Annotated in this window: 19 protein-coding genes and 1 pseudogene; 10 read left to right on the top strand and 10 right to left on the bottom strand. The window is 42.5% G+C overall.

Annotated features, from left to right (window positions below):
* The 5 genes from ACHUGF_RS07330 to hemC form a co-directional block, all read right to left on the bottom strand.
* The coding region (locus ACHUGF_RS07330) for a retention module-containing protein (protein ID WP_394130143.1) at nt 1-623 on the bottom strand (623 nt) is incomplete at its 3' end.
* Between the two features lie 500 nt (nt 624-1,123).
* Nucleotides 1,124-2,296 carry a heme biosynthesis HemY N-terminal domain-containing protein gene (locus tag ACHUGF_RS07335; protein WP_394130144.1) on the bottom strand — a complete coding sequence of 391 codons (1,173 nt, stop codon included), beginning with the start codon at nt 2,294-2,296 and terminating at the stop codon, nt 1,124-1,126.
* Nucleotides 2,293-3,540 (bottom strand): uroporphyrinogen-III C-methyltransferase, encoded by a 1,248-nt coding sequence (locus ACHUGF_RS07340; RefSeq protein WP_394130145.1) that lies wholly within the window; start codon nt 3,538-3,540, stop codon nt 2,293-2,295. The genes ACHUGF_RS07335 and ACHUGF_RS07340 overlap by 4 nt, the downstream gene beginning before the upstream one ends.
* Nucleotides 3,541-3,609: 69 nt before the next feature.
* The gene (locus ACHUGF_RS07345; protein WP_394130146.1) at nt 3,610-4,323 is read right to left on the bottom strand and encodes a uroporphyrinogen-III synthase; all 714 of its coding nucleotides are present in this window, start codon (nt 4,321-4,323) and stop codon (nt 3,610-3,612) included.
* Between the two features lie 11 nt (nt 4,324-4,334).
* Entirely contained in the window at nt 4,335-5,264 is a 930-nt protein-coding gene (gene hemC / locus ACHUGF_RS07350; RefSeq protein WP_394130350.1) for a hydroxymethylbilane synthase, read from the bottom strand.
* A gap of 250 nt (nt 5,265-5,514) precedes the next feature.
* On the opposite strand from hemC, the gene ACHUGF_RS07355 reads away from it, so the two are divergent.
* Nucleotides 5,515-7,950 carry a class I adenylate cyclase gene (locus ACHUGF_RS07355; RefSeq protein WP_394130147.1) on the top strand — a complete coding sequence of 812 codons (2,436 nt, stop codon included), beginning with the start codon at nt 5,515-5,517 and terminating at the stop codon, nt 7,948-7,950.
* A 353-nt stretch (nt 7,951-8,303) separates the two neighbouring features.
* On the opposite strand, the gene cyaY is transcribed toward ACHUGF_RS07355, so the two are convergent.
* On the bottom strand, nt 8,304-8,633 hold the full coding sequence (gene cyaY / locus ACHUGF_RS07360; RefSeq protein WP_394130148.1) for an iron donor protein CyaY: 330 nt from the start codon (nt 8,631-8,633) through the stop codon (nt 8,304-8,306).
* 79 nt (nt 8,634-8,712) lie between these two features.
* On the opposite strand from cyaY, the pseudogene lptM reads away from it, so the two are divergent.
* The 6 genes and pseudogenes from lptM to ACHUGF_RS07390 all read left to right on the top strand — a co-directional run.
* Nucleotides 8,713-8,784: pseudogene (lptM, locus tag ACHUGF_RS07365) on the top strand (LPS translocon maturation chaperone LptM); the annotation flags it as partial.
* 144 nt (nt 8,785-8,928) lie between these two features.
* The gene (lysA, locus tag ACHUGF_RS07370; RefSeq protein ID WP_394130149.1) at nt 8,929-10,173 is read left to right on the top strand and encodes a diaminopimelate decarboxylase; all 1,245 of its coding nucleotides are present in this window, start codon (nt 8,929-8,931) and stop codon (nt 10,171-10,173) included.
* 58 nt (nt 10,174-10,231) lie between these two features.
* Complete coding sequence (dapF, locus tag ACHUGF_RS07375; protein ID WP_394130150.1) at nt 10,232-11,059, top strand: diaminopimelate epimerase; 828 nt, start codon at nt 10,232-10,234, stop codon at nt 11,057-11,059.
* 50 nt (nt 11,060-11,109) lie between these two features.
* Complete coding sequence (locus tag ACHUGF_RS07380; RefSeq protein WP_394130351.1) at nt 11,110-11,739, top strand: DUF484 family protein; 630 nt, start codon at nt 11,110-11,112, stop codon at nt 11,737-11,739.
* Nucleotides 11,740-11,772: 33 nt separating this feature from the next.
* A complete protein-coding gene (gene xerC / locus ACHUGF_RS07385; protein WP_394130151.1) occupies nt 11,773-12,678 on the top strand; it encodes a tyrosine recombinase XerC in 906 nt (301 codons plus the stop codon).
* A 45-nt stretch (nt 12,679-12,723) separates the two neighbouring features.
* Complete coding sequence (locus tag ACHUGF_RS07390) at nt 12,724-13,458, top strand: HAD-IA family hydrolase (protein ID WP_394130152.1); 735 nt, start codon at nt 12,724-12,726, stop codon at nt 13,456-13,458.
* Between the two features lie 229 nt (nt 13,459-13,687).
* On the opposite strand, the gene ACHUGF_RS07395 is transcribed toward ACHUGF_RS07390, so the two are convergent.
* Together ACHUGF_RS07395 and ACHUGF_RS07400 are read right to left on the bottom strand one after the other, a co-directional pair.
* The gene (locus ACHUGF_RS07395; RefSeq protein WP_394130153.1) at nt 13,688-14,188 is read right to left on the bottom strand and encodes a hemerythrin domain-containing protein; all 501 of its coding nucleotides are present in this window, start codon (nt 14,186-14,188) and stop codon (nt 13,688-13,690) included.
* 127 nt (nt 14,189-14,315) lie between these two features.
* Nucleotides 14,316-15,422, bottom strand: a complete 1,107-nt coding sequence (locus ACHUGF_RS07400; protein ID WP_394130154.1) for a Kelch repeat-containing protein — start codon at nt 15,420-15,422, stop codon at nt 14,316-14,318.
* A 269-nt stretch (nt 15,423-15,691) separates the two neighbouring features.
* On the opposite strand from ACHUGF_RS07400, the gene ACHUGF_RS07405 reads away from it, so the two are divergent.
* From ACHUGF_RS07405 to ACHUGF_RS07415, 3 genes are read left to right on the top strand one after another with little or no spacing between them, the layout of a single operon-like run.
* Nucleotides 15,692-18,379, top strand: a complete 2,688-nt coding sequence (locus ACHUGF_RS07405) for a TonB-dependent receptor plug domain-containing protein (protein WP_394130155.1) — start codon at nt 15,692-15,694, stop codon at nt 18,377-18,379.
* Nucleotides 18,380-18,437: 58 nt separating this feature from the next.
* Nucleotides 18,438-19,226 (top strand): peptidase, encoded by a 789-nt coding sequence (locus ACHUGF_RS07410; RefSeq protein ID WP_394130156.1) that lies wholly within the window; start codon nt 18,438-18,440, stop codon nt 19,224-19,226.
* Nucleotides 19,226-19,963, top strand: coding sequence for a PepSY domain-containing protein (locus tag ACHUGF_RS07415; RefSeq protein WP_394130157.1), 738 nt, complete (start codon nt 19,226-19,228; stop codon nt 19,961-19,963). The genes ACHUGF_RS07410 and ACHUGF_RS07415 overlap by 1 nt, the downstream gene beginning before the upstream one ends.
* Before the next feature lie 56 nt (nt 19,964-20,019).
* Here ACHUGF_RS07415 and ACHUGF_RS07420 read toward each other — a convergent pair whose 3' ends face one another.
* Together ACHUGF_RS07420 and ACHUGF_RS07425 are read right to left on the bottom strand one after the other, a co-directional pair.
* A complete protein-coding gene (locus ACHUGF_RS07420; RefSeq protein WP_394130158.1) occupies nt 20,020-20,817 on the bottom strand; it encodes an SDR family NAD(P)-dependent oxidoreductase in 798 nt (265 codons plus the stop codon).
* A gap of 232 nt (nt 20,818-21,049) precedes the next feature.
* Nucleotides 21,050-23,344, bottom strand: a complete 2,295-nt coding sequence (locus ACHUGF_RS07425; protein WP_394130159.1) for a peptidase U32 family protein — start codon at nt 23,342-23,344, stop codon at nt 21,050-21,052.
* Nucleotides 23,345-23,346: the final 2 nt, after the last annotated feature.

Here is a 23,346-nt window from a genome sequence, read left to right on the forward strand (position 1 = left end):
GCAACATAGCTTTGGCCTTCCACCTCAAAACTGATCACTGATAGCTCAGTATCAACATCTGTGTCATTGGCTAACACGTTGCCGGTAGCGACTTCGTCTTCAGCAATGATATTGCTGTCATTTTGAGGAACTGTTGGGATATCAGTTTCAAAGCTGTATTGCTCTTGTTCTGTTAGGGTTGGGGCACTGACAAAACCTTGAGTATCGAAACCTGCTTGAGCGATTGTTTCTGCTGCATTTCGATCCAGAGAGCTAAACCCTGAACCACCTTGGTTGCTTGCTGCGGCTTCACCTGCTGCCGTTTCTGGTAACTCGGCAGTTGGATCTTCACCTGACTCAATGAGAGCTTGCAGTTGAGCAATTTCTTCAAGCGCGGCTAAATCTTCAAATGGATCTTGAGATTCTGGCGTTTCATCTATCGTAGTAGTCTCTGTGGAGTCTGAAAAAACTGTGCCATCATCAAACGTGATGACAAAGTTCAAGCCATCCTCGTAAGAAAGTGTTGCACCTGCAGGAATAGTGTCACCTGGAGTAAGAACAACTTGGCCATACTCAAGGGTTAAATTTATATCCCCTTCAGTAGTGGTAAGTACTCCAGATTTAGACGTTGTCATTAATCCCATTTTTTAGCTCCCAACAGCACAAAACAATAAATATAGTTAGTTTATATCGGCAAATTCATGATGAAATTAAGCAGTTGTTAACACTGCTTAACATGTATTTACCGCAATCTAACAATAATAACGTATTGATGCATAAAGTTCAATCGGGCTGGATTTTGTTATTGGATCTGAATGTGTGACTAAAAGTTAGTATTTTCAGTGTGTTAACTTGTACCTAAAAGTATTAGATTTGATATGTATCGCACTGGTACAGATTTGATCATTAGGTTGATGTTTTATAAATACTTTGATTGAAATATGTACAATTTTGATGATGTAAAAAATAAGAGGGTTCTATATCCGCCTTGTTATTCACTTGAGTTAACTTAATGAAATAAAATAGGTTAATTCTGACAGGAGGTTCAGAGATGCAGAATTTGAAAGCTGGGAGAGTAAATGGATTTGAATAGCCCCAAATGATGTATTAAGTCATTTGGAGCTGGAATGTGAAGTTGTTTACATCATTTTTCAGATTTTGCAGCTTTTCTATAGCAATGCATAGCATTAGGATTGTCGCCTAACTGCTCATGGATTTGCGCTAATGCTAGCCAAGCATCTGTACTTGGTTCTATTGAGCAAACAGATTGCCAATGCAGTTTAGCTTGCTTAACATCACGCGTTTGTTGGGCAAGTTTAGCCATACACTCATGGTATACCGCGTCTTGTTCATGTTGCATAGCAAACTGCTCTAGCTGCTTACGAATACCTTGATCATCAGCATTGATAATGTTGGGTAAGGACATCAGTAATTCATTAGTTAACCCTGACTTAATATGTTTGCTCATTAATTTTATTGCATCAGGCTTACGTTGATAACGGCATAAGCCCATAACATACAAGATGAATGTACGAGGGTGATTTTTTTCAGCCTTGGATAACCAATGCCAACGTTTGTCTAACTCGGCTTCACTGACACAGGTTGCTTCACGGATTAACGCTTGATTGGTTTCACATGTGAGCGTTTCTAATTCATTACTGTCTAGTATTTTCTTCTTGGATAGTATCGGTAGAAGTAGTTTGAGTGACTGCCAGTCTTTTTGTTTTAGGTACAGATCTTTAGCCAATTGAAGCACTGGCACTTTACTGCGACTGGTCGGATTCAATTTTGCTAAACAGGCTTTAGCCGTTTCAAAATCACCTTGTTGCATTAAGTAGCGCGTTTTTGTGGTCAGTGCCGCCGTTTCTGTTTTAGGCTCATTGGTGACACGTTCAAGATATTCATCTCGTAGCTCTATCTTATTTTGGTGATGAGCGGCCCTTGCGGCTGCAAACAAGTTTAATGCCGGTATTTCACCTTTTTCTGCACCCTTTACCATTGCTTTTTCGGCTATTGCCCAGTCTTCTTCAGCTAGGGCAAGTGCGCCTATTAAAGTATGTTTCTTAGCCGCTTGTTTACGCCATTTTTCTGGTAAATAGCGACTGCTTAAAAAGACATTTAAAATAAATACGATTAACCATTCAGCGACTTGTAATAGGCTGAAAAATAGTATTAAACCAAATACGGCAAACACCAATGACGTTTCAATTTGGTAGTCACCCGCAGCAATGTAGACATAGCCACTATGACCAATCAAATATGGACTAAGGCATAAGCCAATTAGGATAATAATCACATATGCGAGGGTTCTGATCATAACTCAGGCTCCTCCATTGGCATTAATTCACCATAAGTAATCAACTGTTGAAGCAGTTTTGTTGACTGAAATTTATGCTGCGAAATTCGTTCAATTTTTAATGTGCTCAATGCTTGAAGCGTGTCCAAACTTGCTTGAGTTTCTGTGGCTTCAAGGTCAAAATATTGGGTAATCCACTTATTGGCAAAAGAGATTGATTGTCGATAATTAACCTCGTCATAGTTATATAAGGCTAGTTGTGCTTGCAGTAGTTTGTTTCTGATATTCTCAACCAAATACCACTGCTGTTCAGGTGCAAGTAAGGGCTCTAAATCTGTTGTTCGCTTGCGCACAGTGATGAAGGTTTCTGTCATTTCCTGCCAGGTTTTTGCAAGATTTGACTGCCAATCACTGATTGAATCAGTAATGGGTTGCTGTACGACATCTTCTCCAGCTTGTGCTTTAGCACGGTTCAGCGGCAAAGTGTCAAGCTGCGAAATTAACGCATCGATGGCATAAACGGTGCCAACGACATCTGTGCTCTTTACAGATTTAGTTTGTTTGATATCGTTAGCCAGCGCTTGTCTGATCGGCATTAATGCTGGATCGCGCATAGACTTTATTCGTTCATCTGCCGCTTCAAGCAGCCCTGTTGCAGTTAATGGATCTTTTTCCAGCCATAATTTTCTCCCAGCCATTCTAACTAAATATTCAGCTTCTGAAGCCATCCAATGATTTGGGCTGCGTCTAGCCACAACAGACACTCTTTGGCTTAACTCTTCAGTGGTGGATTTAAGCTGCTGCAATTCTTGGTAGGCTTGAGTATCGCTGCGTTGTAACACTTCCAGTTCAGCAATTCGTTGCGACGTTTGGCTCAAAGATTGATTGAATTGGGATGCTGTTGAATCTAGTCGGCCGGTTTGGCTATTTAGCTGAGTTTCAATCTGGTTACTTGCTTGCTGCTGAGCATTGAGTGAAAAGTATAACCATGCTGAAAACCCGCTAACACCAATGGCAATCAATGCGATAAAAAACAAGCTAAGTTTCACGCCAATATGGGTTTTATTTTGCTCGTTTGCTGAGCTTGATTGGTTATCTTTTACCTTGGGTGCAGCTGCTGAACTCACCTCTGATACGGACTCAGATTCAGTTTTTTCCTCAATATTCTCTGAATGGTGCGCTTCTTGGGGCGTGTCGACAGCAGCGGTCGCGTTTTCCTTTTCGACTAAATCAGTCTCTGGAGAATTGGGCTTTTTGTTTTCCATGAACAGTCCTTGAAGCAAAATGAAACCAAAGTATTTCTGCAGCACAAACAATCGTCGAGGAAATTTATTTTATAATTGAGCTAATATCGCCTGAGTATTGGCACCTTGTGCATTACTCACATTTATCAATCCTAACTCAAGAGCTTGTAATTCGACTCGCGTACTAGGGACAATGATATGACATGAACGGAACCATGCAAATAGTTCTTTTGGTAATAGATTGACTAAGTTCGATAAAATTTCACCGCTGGTCACGACAATCGTATCAATATTGAAGTCTACCCATTGCTGGCAAGTATGGTTATCTAACTCTTGTGGTCGTTGACGTGTATAGGTTTCCCAGTAACTCACATGTGCGCCACGTAATCGTAATTGCTCGGCAATGGTCTCACGACCACCGTTACCTCTAACAATCAACACGTTTTGTTGATTTACTTGCTGAAGCTCAGTTAATGACAATAAACCTTCGCTGTCTTGGCTTGAACTCGGCGCGCGGGTGACTGCTAATCCAAATGATTCTAGTAAGTCGGCTGTGGCATTACCCACTGCAAAATAGTGGCAATGTTGTGGAAAGCCATTGGTTAATTGCTTTGCTGCAAATTCAACGGCATTTGTACTGACAAAAATCAGAATTTCAGCTTGTTGAAGCAAGTGGCTATCAACAGGCTGATTTGAGCTTATCACCTCAATCATTGGGGTGATAAGGTGAGCAATGCTACGTAGTTGCAATTGCTCACTCATCGCTTGATTACGTCCTTCTGGACGAGTTAACAAGACTCTCATTTAGGGTTAGTTTACTTATTGTAAACCGCATCCAAAATGGTTTTAGCGCCGCGGCTAAGTAAGTCTTCTGCAAGTGACTCACCTAAAGCAACAGCTTGTGTTTTATCACCTGTGACTGTGCCTTCAATGATTTGGCTGCCATCTGGATTACCCACTAAACCACGTAAAGTAAGACTATCACCTGTGATCTCAGCGTAAGCCCCAATCGGTACCTGACAACCACCTTCTAAGCGCGTATTCATAGCACGCTCTGATAATACTCTGTAGCGTGTTTCTAAATGCTCAAGCGGAGCAAGAAGTGCTTTAACGCGTTCGTCATTCGTACGACACTCGATACCTACAGCGCCTTGACCATTTGCTGGTAACGAAGTTTCAGCAGAAATAAAGCTGGCAATGCGTTGCTCAAGTTTAAGACGGATTAAACCTGCAGCAGCTAAGATAATGGCGTCATAATCACCGCTATCAAGTTTCGCTAAGCGAGTACCTACGTTACCGCGAAGATCTTTAATCACTAAATCTGGGCGTAATGCGCGGATTTGGCATTGGCGACGTAAGCTTGATGTCCCCACTACAGCGCCTTGTGGTAGCTCATCAATCGACTTGTAAGTGTTAGAGACAAACGCGTCACGCGGATCTTCACGCTCACAAATCACCTCTAGACCTAAGCCCTCAGGGAAATCTACCGGTACGTCTTTCATTGAATGCACGGCAATATCTGCACGATTTTCAAGCATTGCAACTTCAAGCTCTTTAACAAACAAGCCTTTACCACCGACTTTAGCCAAAGGAGTATCAAGGATCACATCGCCTTTAGTGCTCATTGGCAGTAGTTCTACTACTAAACCTGGGTGAATACGTTCTAATTCAGCTTTTACAAATTCAGCTTGCCACATTGCAAGTGGGCTTTTACGTGTCGCAATTCTTATTAAGTTCTCAGACATGCCAATAAATTCCATCAGATAGCGTAATTTCGATAATGCTAACATTGCCGCAAGCTTTATGTCACAAGCGGATAGTAATTGTTTGAACTCTGTTCATTAAATTTGCGTGATCAAGGTCACATTTACTGGCGTAATCGGATTTAACTGTTAATATGATCACACTTAGCCAATATATTTGACCTACTTCAAATAAGTTGAAGGTTAAAGCACACAAGCTGTGATGCTGTTATATGGAATAGGGATACCGTTAATGCCGTCTTCTTCAGTTGCACAACATGTTGAAGTTGCAGAAAAATTGAACAACGTGCGTTTGGCGCGCGTCAATGATGTTTTGTCTGAAACTCAGTCATGTTTGCTGAAGAGTATTCCAGTATTATTTCATGCAAACTCTCCCAATTTACCTGGCTATATTGATTCGCAAACCCCACGAGGGATATGCCAGTTTGTCCCAATGCAAGACTCTCTTAATGCCTGTAAACAATTACTGCTCGAGTTACCTTCTTCACAGCCCTATCAACCATGGGCATTTGAAGGTATTTACGCCATGGGGAGTACGGCAAGCTTTGGGCAAAACCCTAAAAGTGACGTCGATGTATGGCTGGTATATCGCCAAGATTTAACCGAGTCCGAGCTATCTGCTATTTCACAAAAAGCACAACGATTAACAGCTTGGTACGCGACTTTTGAATTTGAGGTCAACTTTTACCTGATCCATCCGCAACAATATATTCAATGTGACTTTTGTTCACCACAGCAATCTTTAGGTGCTGAGCACAGTGGTAGCAGCCAACATTGGTTGCTACTTGAAGAATTTTATCGCAGCCATATCCGCTTAGCGGGCAAACCTGTTGCTTGGTGGCCTGATGCTCCGCAAACTGATGAAAAATTATTGTATTTAGGTGCCGTTGAGGAATTACCAGCTGCAGAATATTTTGGTGCCTCTCTTTGGCAGTTGTATAAAGGCTTACAAAAGCCTCATAAAGCCTTATTAAAAGTACTGCTGTTAGAAATGTATGCAGCTGAGTATCCAAATAATTTATTACTCACCCAACAAATTTGGCGTTTATGTTTGGCCGGGAATTACTCTGATGCCAATGATGCTTATTTATTACTTTATCAGCGAATTGAAGCGTATTTACTGCATAAGCGGGACGTTAGGCGGTTAGAGATTGTACGCCGTTGTTTCTACTTAAAGTGCGGCATTAAGCTGTCTAAAAAGGCATCCCAATCCGCCGATTGGCGCACTGAATCAATGCGTAACATGGTCAACACTTGGAGCTGGCCGGAAAGCTTATTAACCACGCTTGATCAAAGTCAGCATTGGCACTCTGGCCAATTGAAATGGTTTAATCAACAGCTCAATGAACTGTTACTTGCTAGTTATCGCACTCTTTTAAAATTTGCTTCAAAACATACGCTTAGCGATACAATGAGAGTCGAAGAATTAGGTATACTCGCGCGTAAACTGCATGCCTATTTTAGTGAAGATGAACATCAATTATTACCTTTAAACCCACTTTGGAGTGAAGGGTTTGCTGAAAGCCAATTGTCGGTTATTTCATCTAAAAATAAGCAAGCCTATTTTTTATATCGACGCTTCGCTTCAAAAAGCCGACTAATGAGCGAATCGGCATTAGCCAGTGCTGATAATCTATGCGCGCTTGTTGCTTGGGCGGCTGTCAATCAAATAGCCATGCATCAAACCCAGTGGCAAGAATATGGTCGCAACAGATCACAGGCAGAAAAGCTCACTAACTTGTCGCGTATACTCGTACACAATATGTGTCGTCCCAATGTGTCGAAACGTGATTTGTGTCAGCCATGCTATTTCAAAAAAATTATTATTGTCGCAAATTTAGGGCTAGATCCTACCGAGCAATGGCAAGGCCAGGAAGTCATGCTGGATTACATGAATGCCACACCACTAGCATTAGGACCTGCAAAAGCCAATATGCTAGGTGATATCAATATTATTTGCCTTAATAGCTGGGGAGAGTGGCAAAGCCATCACTTTGATAACCAGCAAGGGATTTTAGAAGCGTTATCATTTATCTCTGTAGGAATGAAAACGGCCAAGAAAAGGGCTGATATTGTCACTGTGAGCTGCTCATTGAAATTGAAGTCGCACATTGAGCATCAATTAAATAATATTGTCGCAGAGTGTCAAAACTTACTATTACAAGCGGGTTCATCCAGTACATTTATGTACCCAATGCAGTTGGGTAAACAGCGCTATGGTTTGTATTTTAACTCTCGAGGCATGATTTATAAGAAATTAGAGTCACTGCCTTATAAAGACTTTTCGAGTTACTCCCAACCTCAGCAGTTTGAATCAGTGTTATTACCACGACCTGACTTAGGGGATGACCCTTTTTCCAGTATGCCAAGCGTGATCTTGCAGTACATCACTGAAGGTGCAGAACAATATTTTTTACGCCAAAGAGATGCATGTATTGATGTGTTTTTAATTGATGAGCATAACGGGCTGACGTATTTTGAATGTCATGATATGACAATGAGTGAGTTAGCTGTAGCGAAAACCAGTGAGTATGTCTTTCAAGCAAAAGACGATGCTAAACGCAACTATTTTAATATGCCTCAGTTTTTCTTATTAAAACGCAAGGATGGGGATTTAACGGTTGTTCCATTTGGTATTGATGATCAAGAATTAGGCTCAGAGTTTTAAGTCTGAGCCTAGGACCTGTTGATCTTTGCTGATTAGAATTTGTTCGAATTAAAAGCACTTTAATCGAGGCGTGAGCGATGACGTTTAGTAACCTAAACAAGTTCGCTCATAACAATCTGAACTATTAGCTAAGAGCTCAGTGCTTTTAAACGAACCTTACAGGCAGCGCTTGATGTCATTTCTACTGCGTTAACGACTTATCATGTGGAATAACCACACATCAAAGTCGTTGCCTTGTATTAATTTCCAACAAGTCGCTGCAAAAATAATCTTGAAAGATCAACAGACCCTAATCAAAACACTTCATGATAATAAACTTACGCAATACGTTTCCATCAAGCACAAATTCAACACTAAATCGATAGTTGAATACCTGATTGCTTAGTAATAGAGTCAAGTACAAAAGGCATGAATTCAAGGTTATTACGAGTATCTAACCATTTTCCGTCTTCATAACCAAAGTGATAACCACCAAATTTAGTGGCGATCCAAATTTCATGAAGGGGTTCTTGTTTGTTGATGACAATTTGTGAGCGATCTTCAAAGCTTAACTGAAGCACGTTTCCGCTAGCATCAATATCAACGTCAGCGTCTTGCTCATCAATGGCTTGCTCAATGGCTGTCTCTAATGCGGTAAACATTTCATCGGCCAAATGATGAAATTCTGAATCTGTCATAGCCATGTATATCTGTCCTTTGCTTTCTGCGAGATGAATGCGATTATAAGGCCATTATAAGACAGAAGAATAGATGTTGAGAAAAATGAGACTGCTTTTATTATTTTTGCTTGCTAGCCTAGCGATGACCGCATGCGGTCAAAAAGGGGATTTATACATGGCCCCGCCAGAACCTGTTGCCAATAAAACTGACGAAGAACCTAAACCCTCTGCCAAACAAACTGAGGTGCAAGCCCCAGAGAAGCAACAGCAGTAATTACCAACAAGCAAATTTAACAATAAAAAATATAGGAGTTTTCTCTTGGATTATTTTGGTTATCAACAACAATCGCTATATGCGGAAGGATGTAGTGTTGCTGAATTAGCAAAAGAACACGGTACACCTTTATATGTGTATTCAAGAGCAACATTAGAACGTCACTGGCATGCATTTGATAATGCCGTAGCAGAGCACCCTCATATGATTTGCTATGCCGTTAAAGCCAATTCTAATATTGCCGTGCTGAATGTATTGGCGCGTTTAGGCAGTGGTTTTGATATTGTTTCAGGTGGTGAGTTAGCGCGAGTGATTGAAGCCGGTGGCGATCCTAAAAAAGTGGTGTTTTCAGGCGTAGGTAAAACTGTTGCTGAAATGCAGCAGGCGTTAGAAGTCGGTATTTACTGTTTTAATGTTGAATCGAGTGCTGAATTAGAACAGCTTAACCGTGTCGCTGGCTCTTTGGGTAAAATTGCCCCAGTATCACTACGAGTGAACCCTGATGTCGATGCCGGCACACATCCTTATATTTCTACAGGACTGAAAGAGAATAAGTTCGGCATCTCCATGGACGAGGCTGAAGTCGTGTTCCAGCGTGCAGCTGATTTACCTCACCTAGATGTTAAAGGGGTTGATTGTCATATCGGTTCACAGCTGACAGAGCTGCAACCATTTTTAGATGCCATGGATAGAATGCTAGCCCTCATTGATCGCTTAGCTGACATGGGCATTAAAATTGCGCATTTTGATGTGGGTGGTGGTTTAGGTGTCACCTATGATGATGAAACGCCGCCACACCCAGATAAATATGCCGCGGCATTACTTGAGCGTTTAAATAAGCGTCCTCTCACTTTGATTTTTGAGCCAGGTCGAGCGATTGCAGCTAATGCTGGTATTTTTGTGACACAAGTGCTGTATCTCAAAGAAAACAGCGATAAACGATTTGCCATTGTGGACGGGGCAATGAACGACTTAATTCGTCCTTCGTTATACAGTGCATGGCAGAATATCATTGAAGTAGAGCAGTCTAATAAGCCTAAGCTGGCCTATGATGTAGTTGGCCCCGTATGTGAAACCGGTGATTTTCTTGGTAAAGATCGTGAGTTAGCTATTTCTGCAGAGGATTACTTAGCGGTACGTTCGAGTGGGGCATATGGTTTTACCATGGCGTCGAATTATAATACTCGCCCTCGTGCTGCCGAAGTCATGGTTGATAAAACTGAGCATTTTGTTATTAGACAGCGAGAAAAGTTATCGCAATTATGGCAAGGTGAGCAGTTACTCCCATAAGTTCTGCTAAAGCAGTATTTAGCGCAATTGTTTGCACAAGTTTAAAAAGGAAGATCATTTGATCCACTTTACAAAAATGCATGGCCTTGGAAATGATTTCATGGTGGTTGATGGTGTAACACAGAATGTGTTTTTTTCGCCGGATCAAGTGCGCCGTTTAGCAGACCGTAACTTTGGTGTCGGATTTGACCAACTTTTGTTGGTGGAACCGCCTTATGATCCAGATTTAGATTTTCATTATCGCATTTTTAATGCTGATGGCAGTGAAGTTGAACAGTGTGGTAATGGTGCCCGTTGTTTTGCCCGATTCGTAAAGAACAAAGGGCTTATTCAAAGGCATAAGATTAAAGTCAGCACCAGCTCCGGCAAAATTACCTTGCGTATTGAGCGAGATGGCAAAGTGACCGTCAATATGGGGGTGCCTGTAACTGAGCCGAATGCGATTCCTTTTAAAGCGAAAAAAGTAGAGAAAACCTACCTATTGCAAACGCCACTGCAAACGTTTTTGTGTGGCGCGATTTCAATGGGCAACCCTCACTGTGTGATTGAAGTTGATGATATAGACACGGCCGAGGTGGAAGAAATAGGCGCGTTGATTACCAATCATGAGCGATTCCCCAAAGGGGTTAACGTCGGTTTTATGCAAGTTATCAATGAAGGTCATATCAAACTTCGGGTATACGAACGTGGTGCCGGTGAAACCTTGGCTTGTGGTACAGGTGCATGTGCGGCCGCGGCAATTGGTCAGTTACAGGGCAAATTAAATCGACAAGTCAAAGTTGACTTACCCGGTGGTCAGCTCACCATTAATTGGGAGGGTGCAGGTAAGCCGTTATGGATGACTGGCCCAGCTGAGCATGTATACGATGGACACATTCAGCTATGACTGATTTAACAAAAGAGATCAATTCACTTGGAACAGATTTGAAAATTGACATGGAAGATATAGAACTAAAGCAACCGTTTGATGAAATGCTGATCCGTGAGTATTTATTAGATAACCCTGACTTTTTTAACCGATACCCTGAACTTTTGCTCGCATTAAGAGTGCCGCATCACGAACGCGGTGCCGTCTCTTTAGTTGAGCGTAGACAAGAAATGCTGTCTCAGCGGGTTGCCCAACTTGAAGAAGAAATTACCAGTTTAATGAATGTGGCGGTGCGTAATGAAAAGATATTTGAATTTAATACTCAGCTTTGCCTCGACGTTTTAGATAGCGAGGATTTAGGGCAGTTACGTATAACACTAGCCAATGGGTTGAAGTCAGAGTTTAATTTTAGTCACGTACGTTTAATTACTGTGCATGACATTGATAGTGAGCTTGCCAACATTTGGCGCAGCCGCATCAGCAATGATTACTACTTTGGCCGCCTCACACAATCAGAATCGAAACGGTTATTTGGCAGTGAGGTTGGTTCGGTCGCGTTGACACGCTTGAAGAGCGAAAATGGCCAAGTGATTTTTGCTATTGCCAGCAAAGATCCAGCTCATTTTCATCCAGAGATGGACGCATTGTTATTTAGCCAATTGAGAAGAATTCTAGCGCACAAGCTACCTAAGCTATAATTCATTGCATGTGGTCATATAGGTAAATGGTTTATGGCGAGCCTTGATAGCTCAACAACAAAAGCAATGTCTGAATTTCAGCGCTATTTAAGCGCTGAACGGCAATTATCAAACCATACTGTTCGTAATTACCTATTTGAACTTGAGCGAGTAGGCAATTTGCTTTTACCCACTTCACTGCCCCAAGCCGACCGGCAACAACTGCAGGCGGTGATAGCCAAGTTACATAGGCAAGGTTTAAGCCCTAAATCACTCGCTCTCAGCTTGTCGGCACTTAAGCAGTTTTATCGCTTTTTGATTGCTCAAGGTGAGTTAAACCAAAATCCTGCAGCCTTAATCAATGCACCTAAACAAGCCAAAACCTTACCTAAGAACATGGATGTTGATGCCGTCAGTCATTTATTGTCCATTGATGGTGATGACCCGTTAACTCTACGTGACAAAGCCCTAATGGAGCTTTTTTATTCCAGTGGTCTACGTTTAGCAGAATTGGCGCAACTTAATTGCCATGATATTGAGTTTGCTGCCAAGCAAGTTAAAGTACTCGGTAAAGGCGACAAGCATAGAATTGTGCCCATTGGTAACCAAGCACTTGCAGCCATTAGGCAGTGGCTTGCTTGCCGACATCAGTTACCTAATGTCGGGGCTGATGAAGCCCTGTTTACCAGTCAGCAAGGTAAACGTTTATCGCATCGCAGCATTCAGGCTAGGATCAATAAATGGGGTCAGAGCCAGGGGCTCTCGGTTAAAGTGCACCCCCATAAACTGCGCCATTCATTTGCAACTCATATGCTAGAAGCCAGTCAAGATCTACGTGCAGTCCAAGAGCTGTTAGGTCACGAAAACCTGTCAACGACGCAAATCTATACCAGTTTAGACTTTCAGCACTTAGCTAAAGTGTATGATGGTGCTCACCCTAGGGCAAAAAGGCGAAAATAAGTCTTAGCTCATCTGATTACAGCGATAGTTTATAAAGGGATAGTGATGATATTTCACCAGTCAATGCGGCCATTTTCTGCCATCAGTTTTGATCTTGATGACACCTTATATGATAACCGTCCATACATCATTGCTGCCGAACAGGCGCAAATACAATTTTTGCATACGCAATTTCCTAAAGTAAAAGGTTGGCACACTGGGAAATGGCGAGCATTAAAGACTCACTGTATCAATGCGCAACCAGAGTTAGCCCACGATGCCACGCTAGCAAGGTGGCAAACCCTCTATCAAGGGTTGTTACTGGCTGGATATGACACGTCCACCGCCATGCAAGGGGCTGACGCAGGTCTGCAATGTTTTGTGGAACACCGCTCAAATTTTACCGTCTCTGCTGAAGTCATCGATATTTTACAAAAGCTAGGCCAGTATGTTCCGTTAATCGGCATCACCAATGGCAATGTTGATAGTCAAAGAATTGGACTATCAAAGGTGATGAAATTTGTACTGAATGCCAGTGTAGATGCAAGAGTAAAACCCTACCCTGATATGTTTGAATACAGTTACCTGCAGTTGGGGATCCCACCTAAGCAATTGCTGCATGTGGGTGATAGCTACGCTGCAGATGTGCAAGGTGCACGCTTGAATGGTGCACAAGTAGCTTGGTTAAACCCAGCTGTAGGACGAACCCGCCAGCCATACGGTCAAGGTTGTTTGCCTCAAGTAGTCATTGAAGATATTGCAGAACTTATCCAATTATGCGAAGGCTTCGCTGTTAGGTAATTGAGCTGCTGAATCGATGATAATGCAGGTTGTTTTACTCAGACTTGTGTTAGCTGATTACTGTTAATTTGAATGCGTTGCAGTTAAAGGACGTGAATAAAACTTATCGGTGAAGAGGGCAAAAAAATGGCCCATGTTGACCACTTATCAAAGATAAGTGGGTGCAGAAAAAGTTGCACGCATGGGCTCAGTAAGCAGAGATAAAACAAAAATGGTTCAGTTAACTCCCCTAGGCTTGCGCCAAAGTACGAGTGAATAGTTGGTTATTTTCAATGTCGATATGCGCTAACAAGTCGGCCTCAAATTCTGCGAGTGTTTGGTAACAAAGTTTCCATGTTTTACATGCTGATTCAGGAGCTTGGTAGTTATCGGTTAACTCGCGCAATTTATTCAAAATATCGGTTGCATGATGATGTTCATGCTCCATTGCGGTGATTGGATTACCTATATGGCCAAAGCAGCTATTGACTTGATTACCTGTTTCCATGGCTTTAATAGCCGGAAACAATATTTGTTCTTCCTTCATTAGGTGAGGCATTAAATCTTCAACTAATGCATTCACCCACATTGACAGGTTGGTAAGCTCTGGGTGTTCGTCACTGTGCACTTCAACTAGGGTGCTAATGTATTCCAGTAACATGGGGGCCGTTTTGCGAACATACTGATGATGTGTTGCTTCAATATGATCGATTAACTGAGTCAAACTCAAGTTGCTAGTATCTAATGACATGGCCAACCTCAAAGTAACAATTGTGTCGCACTAAAGTAACACGCATATTATTTACCTGTTTTGGTCGGCACAATCTAAACCGAGTCATTCTGCTAAGTTGATCACATTGTAATAGGCAAAATATCCCTTAGGGAGTACACATTTCATCTGCCGCTAATGACTGACTTAACACGGCATCACTTACTTGTTGAGAGGCTAACATACCGCCGACCCTTAACAGCGTATTGTCATGGCATATTAGTCCTCGGTGATCCATGCTTGGTGTTTCTAGCTTTACTGCTGGCAACCAAGATTGACTGGCAAAATCAAAACTGTATTGCCACTGGCTAGGTTCACTTGGCTGGCCATTGTAGCCAATGCCTTCATAGTTATAGGGATTATCGCTGCCGCCCACAAAGGTGGCTTGACCTTGCTTAGTATTTGCCACACCGGTCGCTGCCATTCGGTACAGAGCGGTTACTGACTTTTGATTTGTTTCGCTGAAATGTTCAATGGCCTGCCAGCTAATACGCAGATGGTTGTTCGGGTTAATTTTGCCATATAAGCAAACGGGTGATGCTTGATAACTTCTGCGTTTATGCAAGTTGGCTTTCACTTTTACGCCATCACAAAACACCAGCTGGTTATCAACCATTGCCACTGCTTGGCCAAATACTGCAGGCGCTGGCATCGGGCTCGCTTGTTGCCAGGTGTTAGTTTGTGTGTCATAGACTTGCACTAAATTAACATTGCCATCGTTGTGCCAACCACCAAATAAATACAAATAACGGTTTTGATATACGCTAATTGCAGTGTCATCTACAGCGACAGGCATGTCTGCGATGCGCTGGTAAGTGTTGCTCAGTACGTCAAATCGATAGTTATCGACTGTGCTAATTTCTTGATGATTTTTCGCGACTGTGAATCCGCCAAATACATAGGCCATATCCGCAACGCCCACTGCGACGGCTGCAAGCCTACCAGCCAGAGGTGCAACATAAGGTACTGACTTAGCACTTTGCCATGTTGCTTGTTCATCATTGAGTTTTAATGACCAAACTTTGTTATGCACGCCAGTGTAATCTTTGGCATTGTTCAGACCCATAAATGACAGCAGATAACTTCCTTGTGCAGTAGATACTTTCGCGACTGCATTATTGGATACAGGTTCTGGTAAAGAAGGGTAAGCAGCTTGAGCATGGCTGCCCAAAATTACTGTGCTGGCAAGTACAGAAAATACTGTCCAATTGTTCATGAGATAATCCATTATTAATTTTACCCATAGCGTAGCGTAATTTTATGTTTGGTGTTGAACGTTTATTCGCCGCTTACCAAGATGATTAATCAGTCATTTAGATTAAAATGGCTGTTTTACATATCAAAAAATCTAAAATGGTAATGACTTTGTTCAAATTCTGAAAAGGATTGTGACCAGCTAGATTATTTACTCTATACATCATGGTCTTACACGTATTTCCGCGGCAAGATTGACACTCAAATTCATTTGTATATCACCACTTTATTATGCGAATTCATCGTTGCGGATTATATGCCGGCATTGCCCTAACAATATCGCTGAGTACGACTTCTTTAAATGCTGCAGAGGAAAACTTAGCCGCTGAAATTTCACCTCTTACTGTTGAGCGAATGAGCATTACCGGCAGTCGGATTCAACGTGAAGAGATGACATCAACTGCGCCAATGACGGTGTTCACCGCCGATGATATCGCTAAAACAGGGGCGACCAGTGTCGATGCCGTGTTACAGCGAATGTCTGCTTCAGCAGGTTTTGCCGGTAATCAAACTAACGCTTATTGGACTGATGGCGGATATGGTTCTACTCAAGTGAACCTTCGCGGCATTGGGGTTAATCGCACACTAGTGCTACTTAATGGCCGCAGAATGACCAATAGCGGCACAGGGGCTAATGCTTCTGTTGATTTAAATACGATTCCTGTCAGTGTTATTGAGCGTATCGAAGTACTTAAAGATGGTGCATCTGCCATTTATGGTGCGGACGCCGTGGCCGGTGTTGTTAACATTATTACCAAGCAGCATATTGATGGAGTAGAGTTTCAGGCGCGTACCGGAATAACCGCTGAAGGTGATGGTGAGCAATATAATTATGATTTAGCCATGGGGAAAACCACAGATCGCGGCAGCCTATATATGGCCATGAGTTATGACAAAACCCAAGCCGTGGATATGACCAGTCGCGCAGCATGTCCACTAACGGAAGTGAACGGAGAGTTAGTGTGTACAGGCAGTTCAAACCTCTCTGGTGGTTGGGGTGAAATATTAGATGAAAATGGTCAGCCAACGGGTGAGAAAATTAAGCTAACGCCAGATGGCAGCAGTGAATATGACCCAAGCGAGCGCGATAATTACTACAAGTACTTTAATGCCGTGCAGCCAAACGAACGCTTTAATGTGTTCGCCTATGGTGAATACGATATCAACGATAAAGTGCAGTTTTACTCCGAAGCAATGTTTACCCATCGCAACACTCATTTACCCGCAACCCCGCAAACAGTGAATGGTATTGTGGTATCAAGTGAACATGAATCAAACGATACCGGCCATGAGGTGATGATTTACGGTCGGCGCCTTGCTGAAGCGCCAAGAGAATTCCATATTAAAAGTAATACATGGCGTTTAGTGACTGGCTTAAAAGGTGAGTTTGACAATGGCTGGCTTTGGGATACCTCCATTAACTATGGCAGTAATCGTGGTACTGATGAAACCAGTAATGTCATCAATAATTCCCGCTTAGCAGAAGCAACAGATTATGCCAATTGCAGCAGCGACCCTGCTATTCCTTGTCCAGATTTTTGGGGTGAAGGTTCATTATCGCAAGAAGCGATGGATTACTTTCTTTTCGACATGAAAGATAGTGGTGGCAATGAGCAAATGAACATTAATGCTCAAGTCACGGGCGAATTGTGGCAACTTCCGGCTGGAACAATGAGCTTTGCAAGTGGTTACGAATACCGCAAAGAAAAAGGTTGGAGTGACCCAGATCCGTTGAAAATGTCTGGCGAGGCCGAAGCACCGCAACAGGATCCTATTAGTGGTAGCTATGTGGCTAATGAAGTGTTTATTGAAACCATGGTGCCACTTTTAAGCGATACACCTATGGCAAAGCAGGTAGAACTCACGGCAGCACTGCGTTATTCGCACTTTGACACCTTCGGTAGTGATACAAATTATAAGTTAGGTTTGCAATGGGCGTTGAATGACCAATTTAGAGTGAGAGCGACGCAATCAACTGCGTTTCGTGTGCCCAATATTCCTGAGCTATTTGGTGGTGTCAGCCAAGGTTATATGAATACGACTGATCCGTGTAGCAATTGGACATCACTTGACCCGAACTCAAACCGCTACCAAAACTGTCAGGCAGCTGGTGTGCCCGGTGGTTACATCCAAGAAGGTACCATTCTTACGGATCGTGGTGGTAATCCAGACTTAAAACCCGAGGAAGCAGAAACCTTCACTGCTGGAGTTGTATGGAATGTTGAGGCCATTAAAGGCCTGAGCATGACGCTAGATTACTATCGCATTGATGTCGACAATGCCGTAAACACAGTCAATGGCTCAAGCAAATTAGCTGCTTGCTATGATAGTGCGGGCATGAGTCATCCATTTTGTAGCGATGAACACTTTATACGTGACCCTAATACAGGGGAAATAACCTATCTACAGACTCAATTAGGTAATGCTGCAAATGAAACTGTATCGGGTGTCGATTTTGCGTTATTTTATCAGCGAGATTTTGGTGAGTATTCGACAAGCACCACGTTAGAAGTTGGCTATTTGGATGAGTACAGCATTCAGACCTATGAAGATGGTCCAGTAGAAGAGCGCGCAGGCACAATAGGCTATGACGGCAGCTATACTAAATGGCGTGCCAATGCGTACTTTGATGTCGCTAAAGATGATTGGCAAGTGAGTTATAACATCCAATATATTGGCGCTGCAGATGATCAATATGCGACTGCAGGAGACATAGGCGACTCGGTCGATGCGGTCACTTATCACAATGTACAAATGCAGTATCGCTTCAATCAACAACTAAGTGTGAATGGCGGTATTGATAATATCTTCAATCAACAAGCGCCTTACCATCAAAGTTATACCGATGCTAATACCAACACCATGACTTATGATCTCATGGGACGCCGTTTTTACATTGGGGTAAAAATGGCGATGTAAGCCAGTTGCATTATTCGGCGTTTAAGGTAATTTAAACGCCTGAGTTGATGAATTTGCATTGAGTAAACAGGAAACCTTAACTATTAACATCCGCACCAAACGTCTTACTGCTCACACTTTGCATCGCTGGCTGATGTTGCTGTTGGCAGTGCCTATTCTGATTTGGACGGTGACGGGTAGCTACTTTGTGTTATTTGATATCGGTTTTATTCGTAGCGATCATATTACTCCTGCGACACAAAAGACGCTGCCAGTCGCGAGTTTTTCTGTCTCTAAAGGAATAACAGTCACAGGAGCAACAGAAAAGTACCCCATTGCTCAGGTTTATCAGCGTTACCCTAAAGCACAGCAAATACATTTAATTCATGTTGCAGGGCAATGGGTTTACCAAGTCATGTTGACAGATGAAAAGCTCAGAATCGATGCGCAAACAGGTAAACAATTACCTCCTCTCACACAGCAACAGGCTGAATTAGTCGCCACGGCTCACCAGCATCAACAGTCAATCCCATCCTCAGCGAGTATTCAAATTACGCAGTTGATCACAGATAAAACCAGTGACAATATGCCAACCGAATTATCATCAAGGCACTTACCTGTTTGGCAGGTGATGTTTGATGATACAGCGCGCACCACTTTGTATATTTCCAGTGGTTCAGGCGAGGTGGTTACTCGACGTCATGAGTATTGGCGTTGGTTTGATTTATTCTGGAAATGGCACATCATGGATTATGATGACGGCGCTGATGTGGATAATAAGCTGCTGTTATTGACCACCTTATTGGCTTTAGTTGCCACAGTATCTGGAGGCTTGCTTATCTGGCAACGCCGCAAAAGGTACTGCTGATGCGCATGCAAAAATTGACTCGCACGGTTCGAATCATTCATTACTGGTTAGGCGTTATTGTGGGCTTACAATTACTTATTTGGTTAGGCACAGGGTTATATTTTAACCTTACTCCTTATGAGCAACTAAAGGGCTTAAATCAACAACAAGCCTTGCCAACTAGTATTACAGAACAATTTAACCCGAATCGTTTATTACCTCTTACAGAAATTTTGCAGCAGTTTGATTCAGTTGAAAAAGTCAGTATGACTGCAATGCTGGGACAGCCAATCTACCTGCTAGATACGCAGGTGACACGATACCCTCACGATTGCCAGCAACAAACCTTAGTTAATGCGTATTCAGGCAAACCAGTGAGCATTGATGCTCAAATGGCAACTCAGTTAGCTGTGCAAACTTATACCAGCGACGCGAAGGTAATTTCTACGCAGCAGTTGCATCCACCGATTGACGCCTGGCCTAAGCAGTGTAATGGCTTATGGCAAATTACTGTGCAAGATGAGTTAAATACGCGTATTTATATTAATGCCGTAAATGGTCAGTTGGTTGGCCATAAAAATGATCAAACGGATGTGGCTGACTTGATGTTTAAATTGCACTTTATGGATTACTTGCACCAAGGTAGCTTCAACAATCCATTCAGTTGGGTGTTTGGTTTAATGGCGTTATTGCTGTCTTTGTCAGGGGTATATTGGGTGGTAGAAAGTCTAGCCAAAAAGCGTTACCGCTTCAGTTAAACCATATTCAAAACATGGAAACATGAATGTCGGTAACGCAGTCGTGAGTATGTCAATTATTGCCAAAGCTGATTTAGCGTTTCTACCATGTGTTGGTTGTTTTTCGTGTCCATTGCATCAGGGTGAGGGTTAGCAAATGCGGCAATATCATTGTCATAGTATTTGCTATGTGCATCAGCGAACTCATCAGCGAGTGCCGCACTTACCAAAATATCAGCCCCAACACTTAAATCACTGCCTTTAATACCATAAGCATCTTGTACCATTTTACTGCCCAATAGCGATTTAGGATTAACCGACACAATCATAGGTCCAGTGGATTTATGCTGCTCACCTAGATATGCAGACCACATCGTCAATGCCAGTTTACTTTGAGCGTAAGCAGGGTTATCAGTTAACGTACGTTTGCCAAGTAGGGCATTATAATCAACCGTAGCTTGTGCGGCGGATGATAGGTTCACCACTCGACTGTTTTTACTCATTAATGGGAGTAGTTCAGTCGTTAATCGGTATGGCGCAAAGGTATTGACCACAAAGCGCACGTCAAAACCATCTTCAGTGTTAGCTTGGGCGACATTAAATACCCCAGCGTTATTGATGAGCACATCTAGGTGCGCAAAACCTTGCTTCACTTCAGCAATCATGGTTTCAACCGAACCAAATAAAGACAAATCGGCCACTAAAGGAGTTAGCTTAGCTTGTTTGTTTATTGGCGCTAGCTGATTAACTACCTTGTCCACCTTCACAGGATTACGGCCATGCACAATCACATGATGACCTAATTCAACCAGTTGTTTTGCCGTTTCAAAGCCAATACCGTCAGTTGCACCGGTCAGTAAAATAGTTTTTTGCATGGTGTATTCCTAAACAATTTTATGAATATACAAGAGTTAAAGGCGAACTCTGCTCTCCACTCTTTATGCTAGCTTACTTTCTGCAAAAGTTAGTTTAAAAATGATCAAACTCTTTGATTAAAAATGGCCTTTAACCTCAGATAAACTATCAAACACATGCGCAATAAATTAGTGCCTTTACCCTTGAGCAGATAACTCTTCCTCACGCTAAAGGCAAATTGCTGCTTGGCGTTTATAAACCGTTAATATACTGGCTGTCGGTCGACTCTGGCACCATGTTGGCTAAGTCTGTTTTAACGCTGTTATCACCTTGCAATAATTGCTCAAATTGGCGAATTAACGCGGTTTTGTCAGGCGAGACTCTATCGCCAGCACCAATATTGGTTAAATCAATCATAAAGCCATCAAATAAGTCACCTAAATCGGCAATGATGTCGGTATTCATAAATTGCTCTTGATGATAAATGCTCGGGTAACCGGCTTTTTGTTTATCAATAGCAAATGATTCACCTTTCAGGTTTTTAATGCTGGTGGATTTATCACAAGACAACATGCAGCCATTATCAATACGCGGTTTGTCACAGCCGACACTTTGTTGGAAAAAGCACTGTCTGCTGGCCATTAATAAAATGGGATGATAAATGCTGTAGAATAGCTTCATGTTTTGTGGACGCACAATTTGTTTGATTTGCTGGCGGTTAATTTCATTGGATATAAACGCGCCACTGCAATCAAACCCTTCTTTTAGTGCCATTAAGGCATAAGAGTTGGTGGTGTTTAACAGTGGCCCTGCAATCCAGTTAATGCCAAGTTGCTTGGCGTGGTAGGCAATGCCGGTATTGTTGGTGACAATTAGCGCAGGTTTTACTTGCTGTAATATGTTTAATGCCACATCAAAATCTTTGCCAATTAATACTGGCGGAAACCACGGGATTAACTTTGGATGCTGCTTGAACAAGTCCACATACTGAGTGCAACCACGCTTGTAAGCATCGGGTAACTTAAAGTAAATATCGGCGTCTGTATGGTCTGCAAGGCTGGCGTCGGCTTTATCACAAATGAGGATTGATAACGCCGCAGTATGCTCGCCCTCAGCGCGTGCTTGGCGGTTAAGTTTAGGCAGCTCAACTGGAGCCACCACGGCTTGGCCTTCATTTAAATAGGCTAACATGGCGTTTTTAAGCTGAGTGATCTCGCGATACGGAATGCTTAATCCGTCAGGTAGGCCACTGCAATCGAGTGTGACGAGGTCATAATTGGCGTTGTGAATATTCTTAAAGCGTTTTTCGAGTTCTGCTTTATCCACACTGAGTTTTTCACTGGGTAACATCTGACTTGTTGAATACAGTACCTGCGTATCCGTTTTTGCTTCAGCCAGCTGCGTTGCCATATGCTCGGTGATAATCGTTAGGCTTAACGGTTGCCCTTGTTCGCTGGCAAAAATCAGCGATAAGTTAATTTTATCAAGGCGTAATTGGGCAATTTTATCGTCGACCGAGGCATTGATTTGTTGTTTGTCTTGTTGCAATTGCTGCTTGGCATCGTGAATTTGCACCACAGAAATTGACTCGCCTTTATCGGCTTTTAATTGATCAACCATGTGATTTTTTGAATGATCACGCGGATTATCAATAAACATCGATTGGTTTAAATCGCCTCGCAAAAACGCATTGGTAAAGTCGCGATTAAATACTTTATATAAACGCTCACCTGTTTGGGTTAGCTCGCCTGTTTCAATATAGCCGTCAATTTGCTTACGAAAGCTATCAATTACGGTATGCACATAACTGGCGCCTTTAATGCGTCCTTCCACTTTAAAGGAGTATACGCCCGCTTCAATTAAAGCGGGTAGGTCAAAAAATGCTGAATTATCTTTTATATTGAGCGGAAAATTATTACCTGATTCAGTGGTTTCGTACTCATCACGACAAGCTTGGCTGCAACGGCCACGATTGCCTGAATTGCCTGCGGTTGCAGAGGTGGAGTAGCACAAGCCTGAGAACGCAACACATAGCGAGCCATGCACAAACACCTCAAGTAGCATGTCATGTTGTTTACTCACCGTTGCCAGTGAGGCGATTTCACGTAAGTTAAGCTCCCTAGACAAGTTAACCCGCGTGGCCCCTAGCTGTTTTAAGAAAGGAATTTGCCCAGCATTATGGGTCGTTAACTGGGTTGAGGCATGAATATCCAGTGTCGGAAAGTGTTTTCGCAAGACATAAAGCAAACCTAAATCCTGAACAATCACCCCATCTAGGGTGGTGTTGACTAGTTTATTGAGTAAGTTGATTAAGGTTCTAAATTCACGCTCTAGAATCACAATATTCAGGGTTAAGAATATTTTGCAATCATATTGATGGGCAAGGCGAGTGAGGCAAACCAATTGCTCGAAAGAAATATTAGCCGCGCGATTACGGGCGTTGAACGTATCTAGACCACAGTAAACCGCGTCTGCACCGGCAATAATGGCGGCTTTAATTGCTTCTGCATCACCACCGGGTGCTAATAATTCTATTTGGGGTTTCATAA

It is taken from the genome of Shewanella maritima (genome assembly GCF_043643735.1).
GTDB lineage: Bacteria > Pseudomonadota > Gammaproteobacteria > Enterobacterales > Shewanellaceae > Shewanella > Shewanella maritima_A.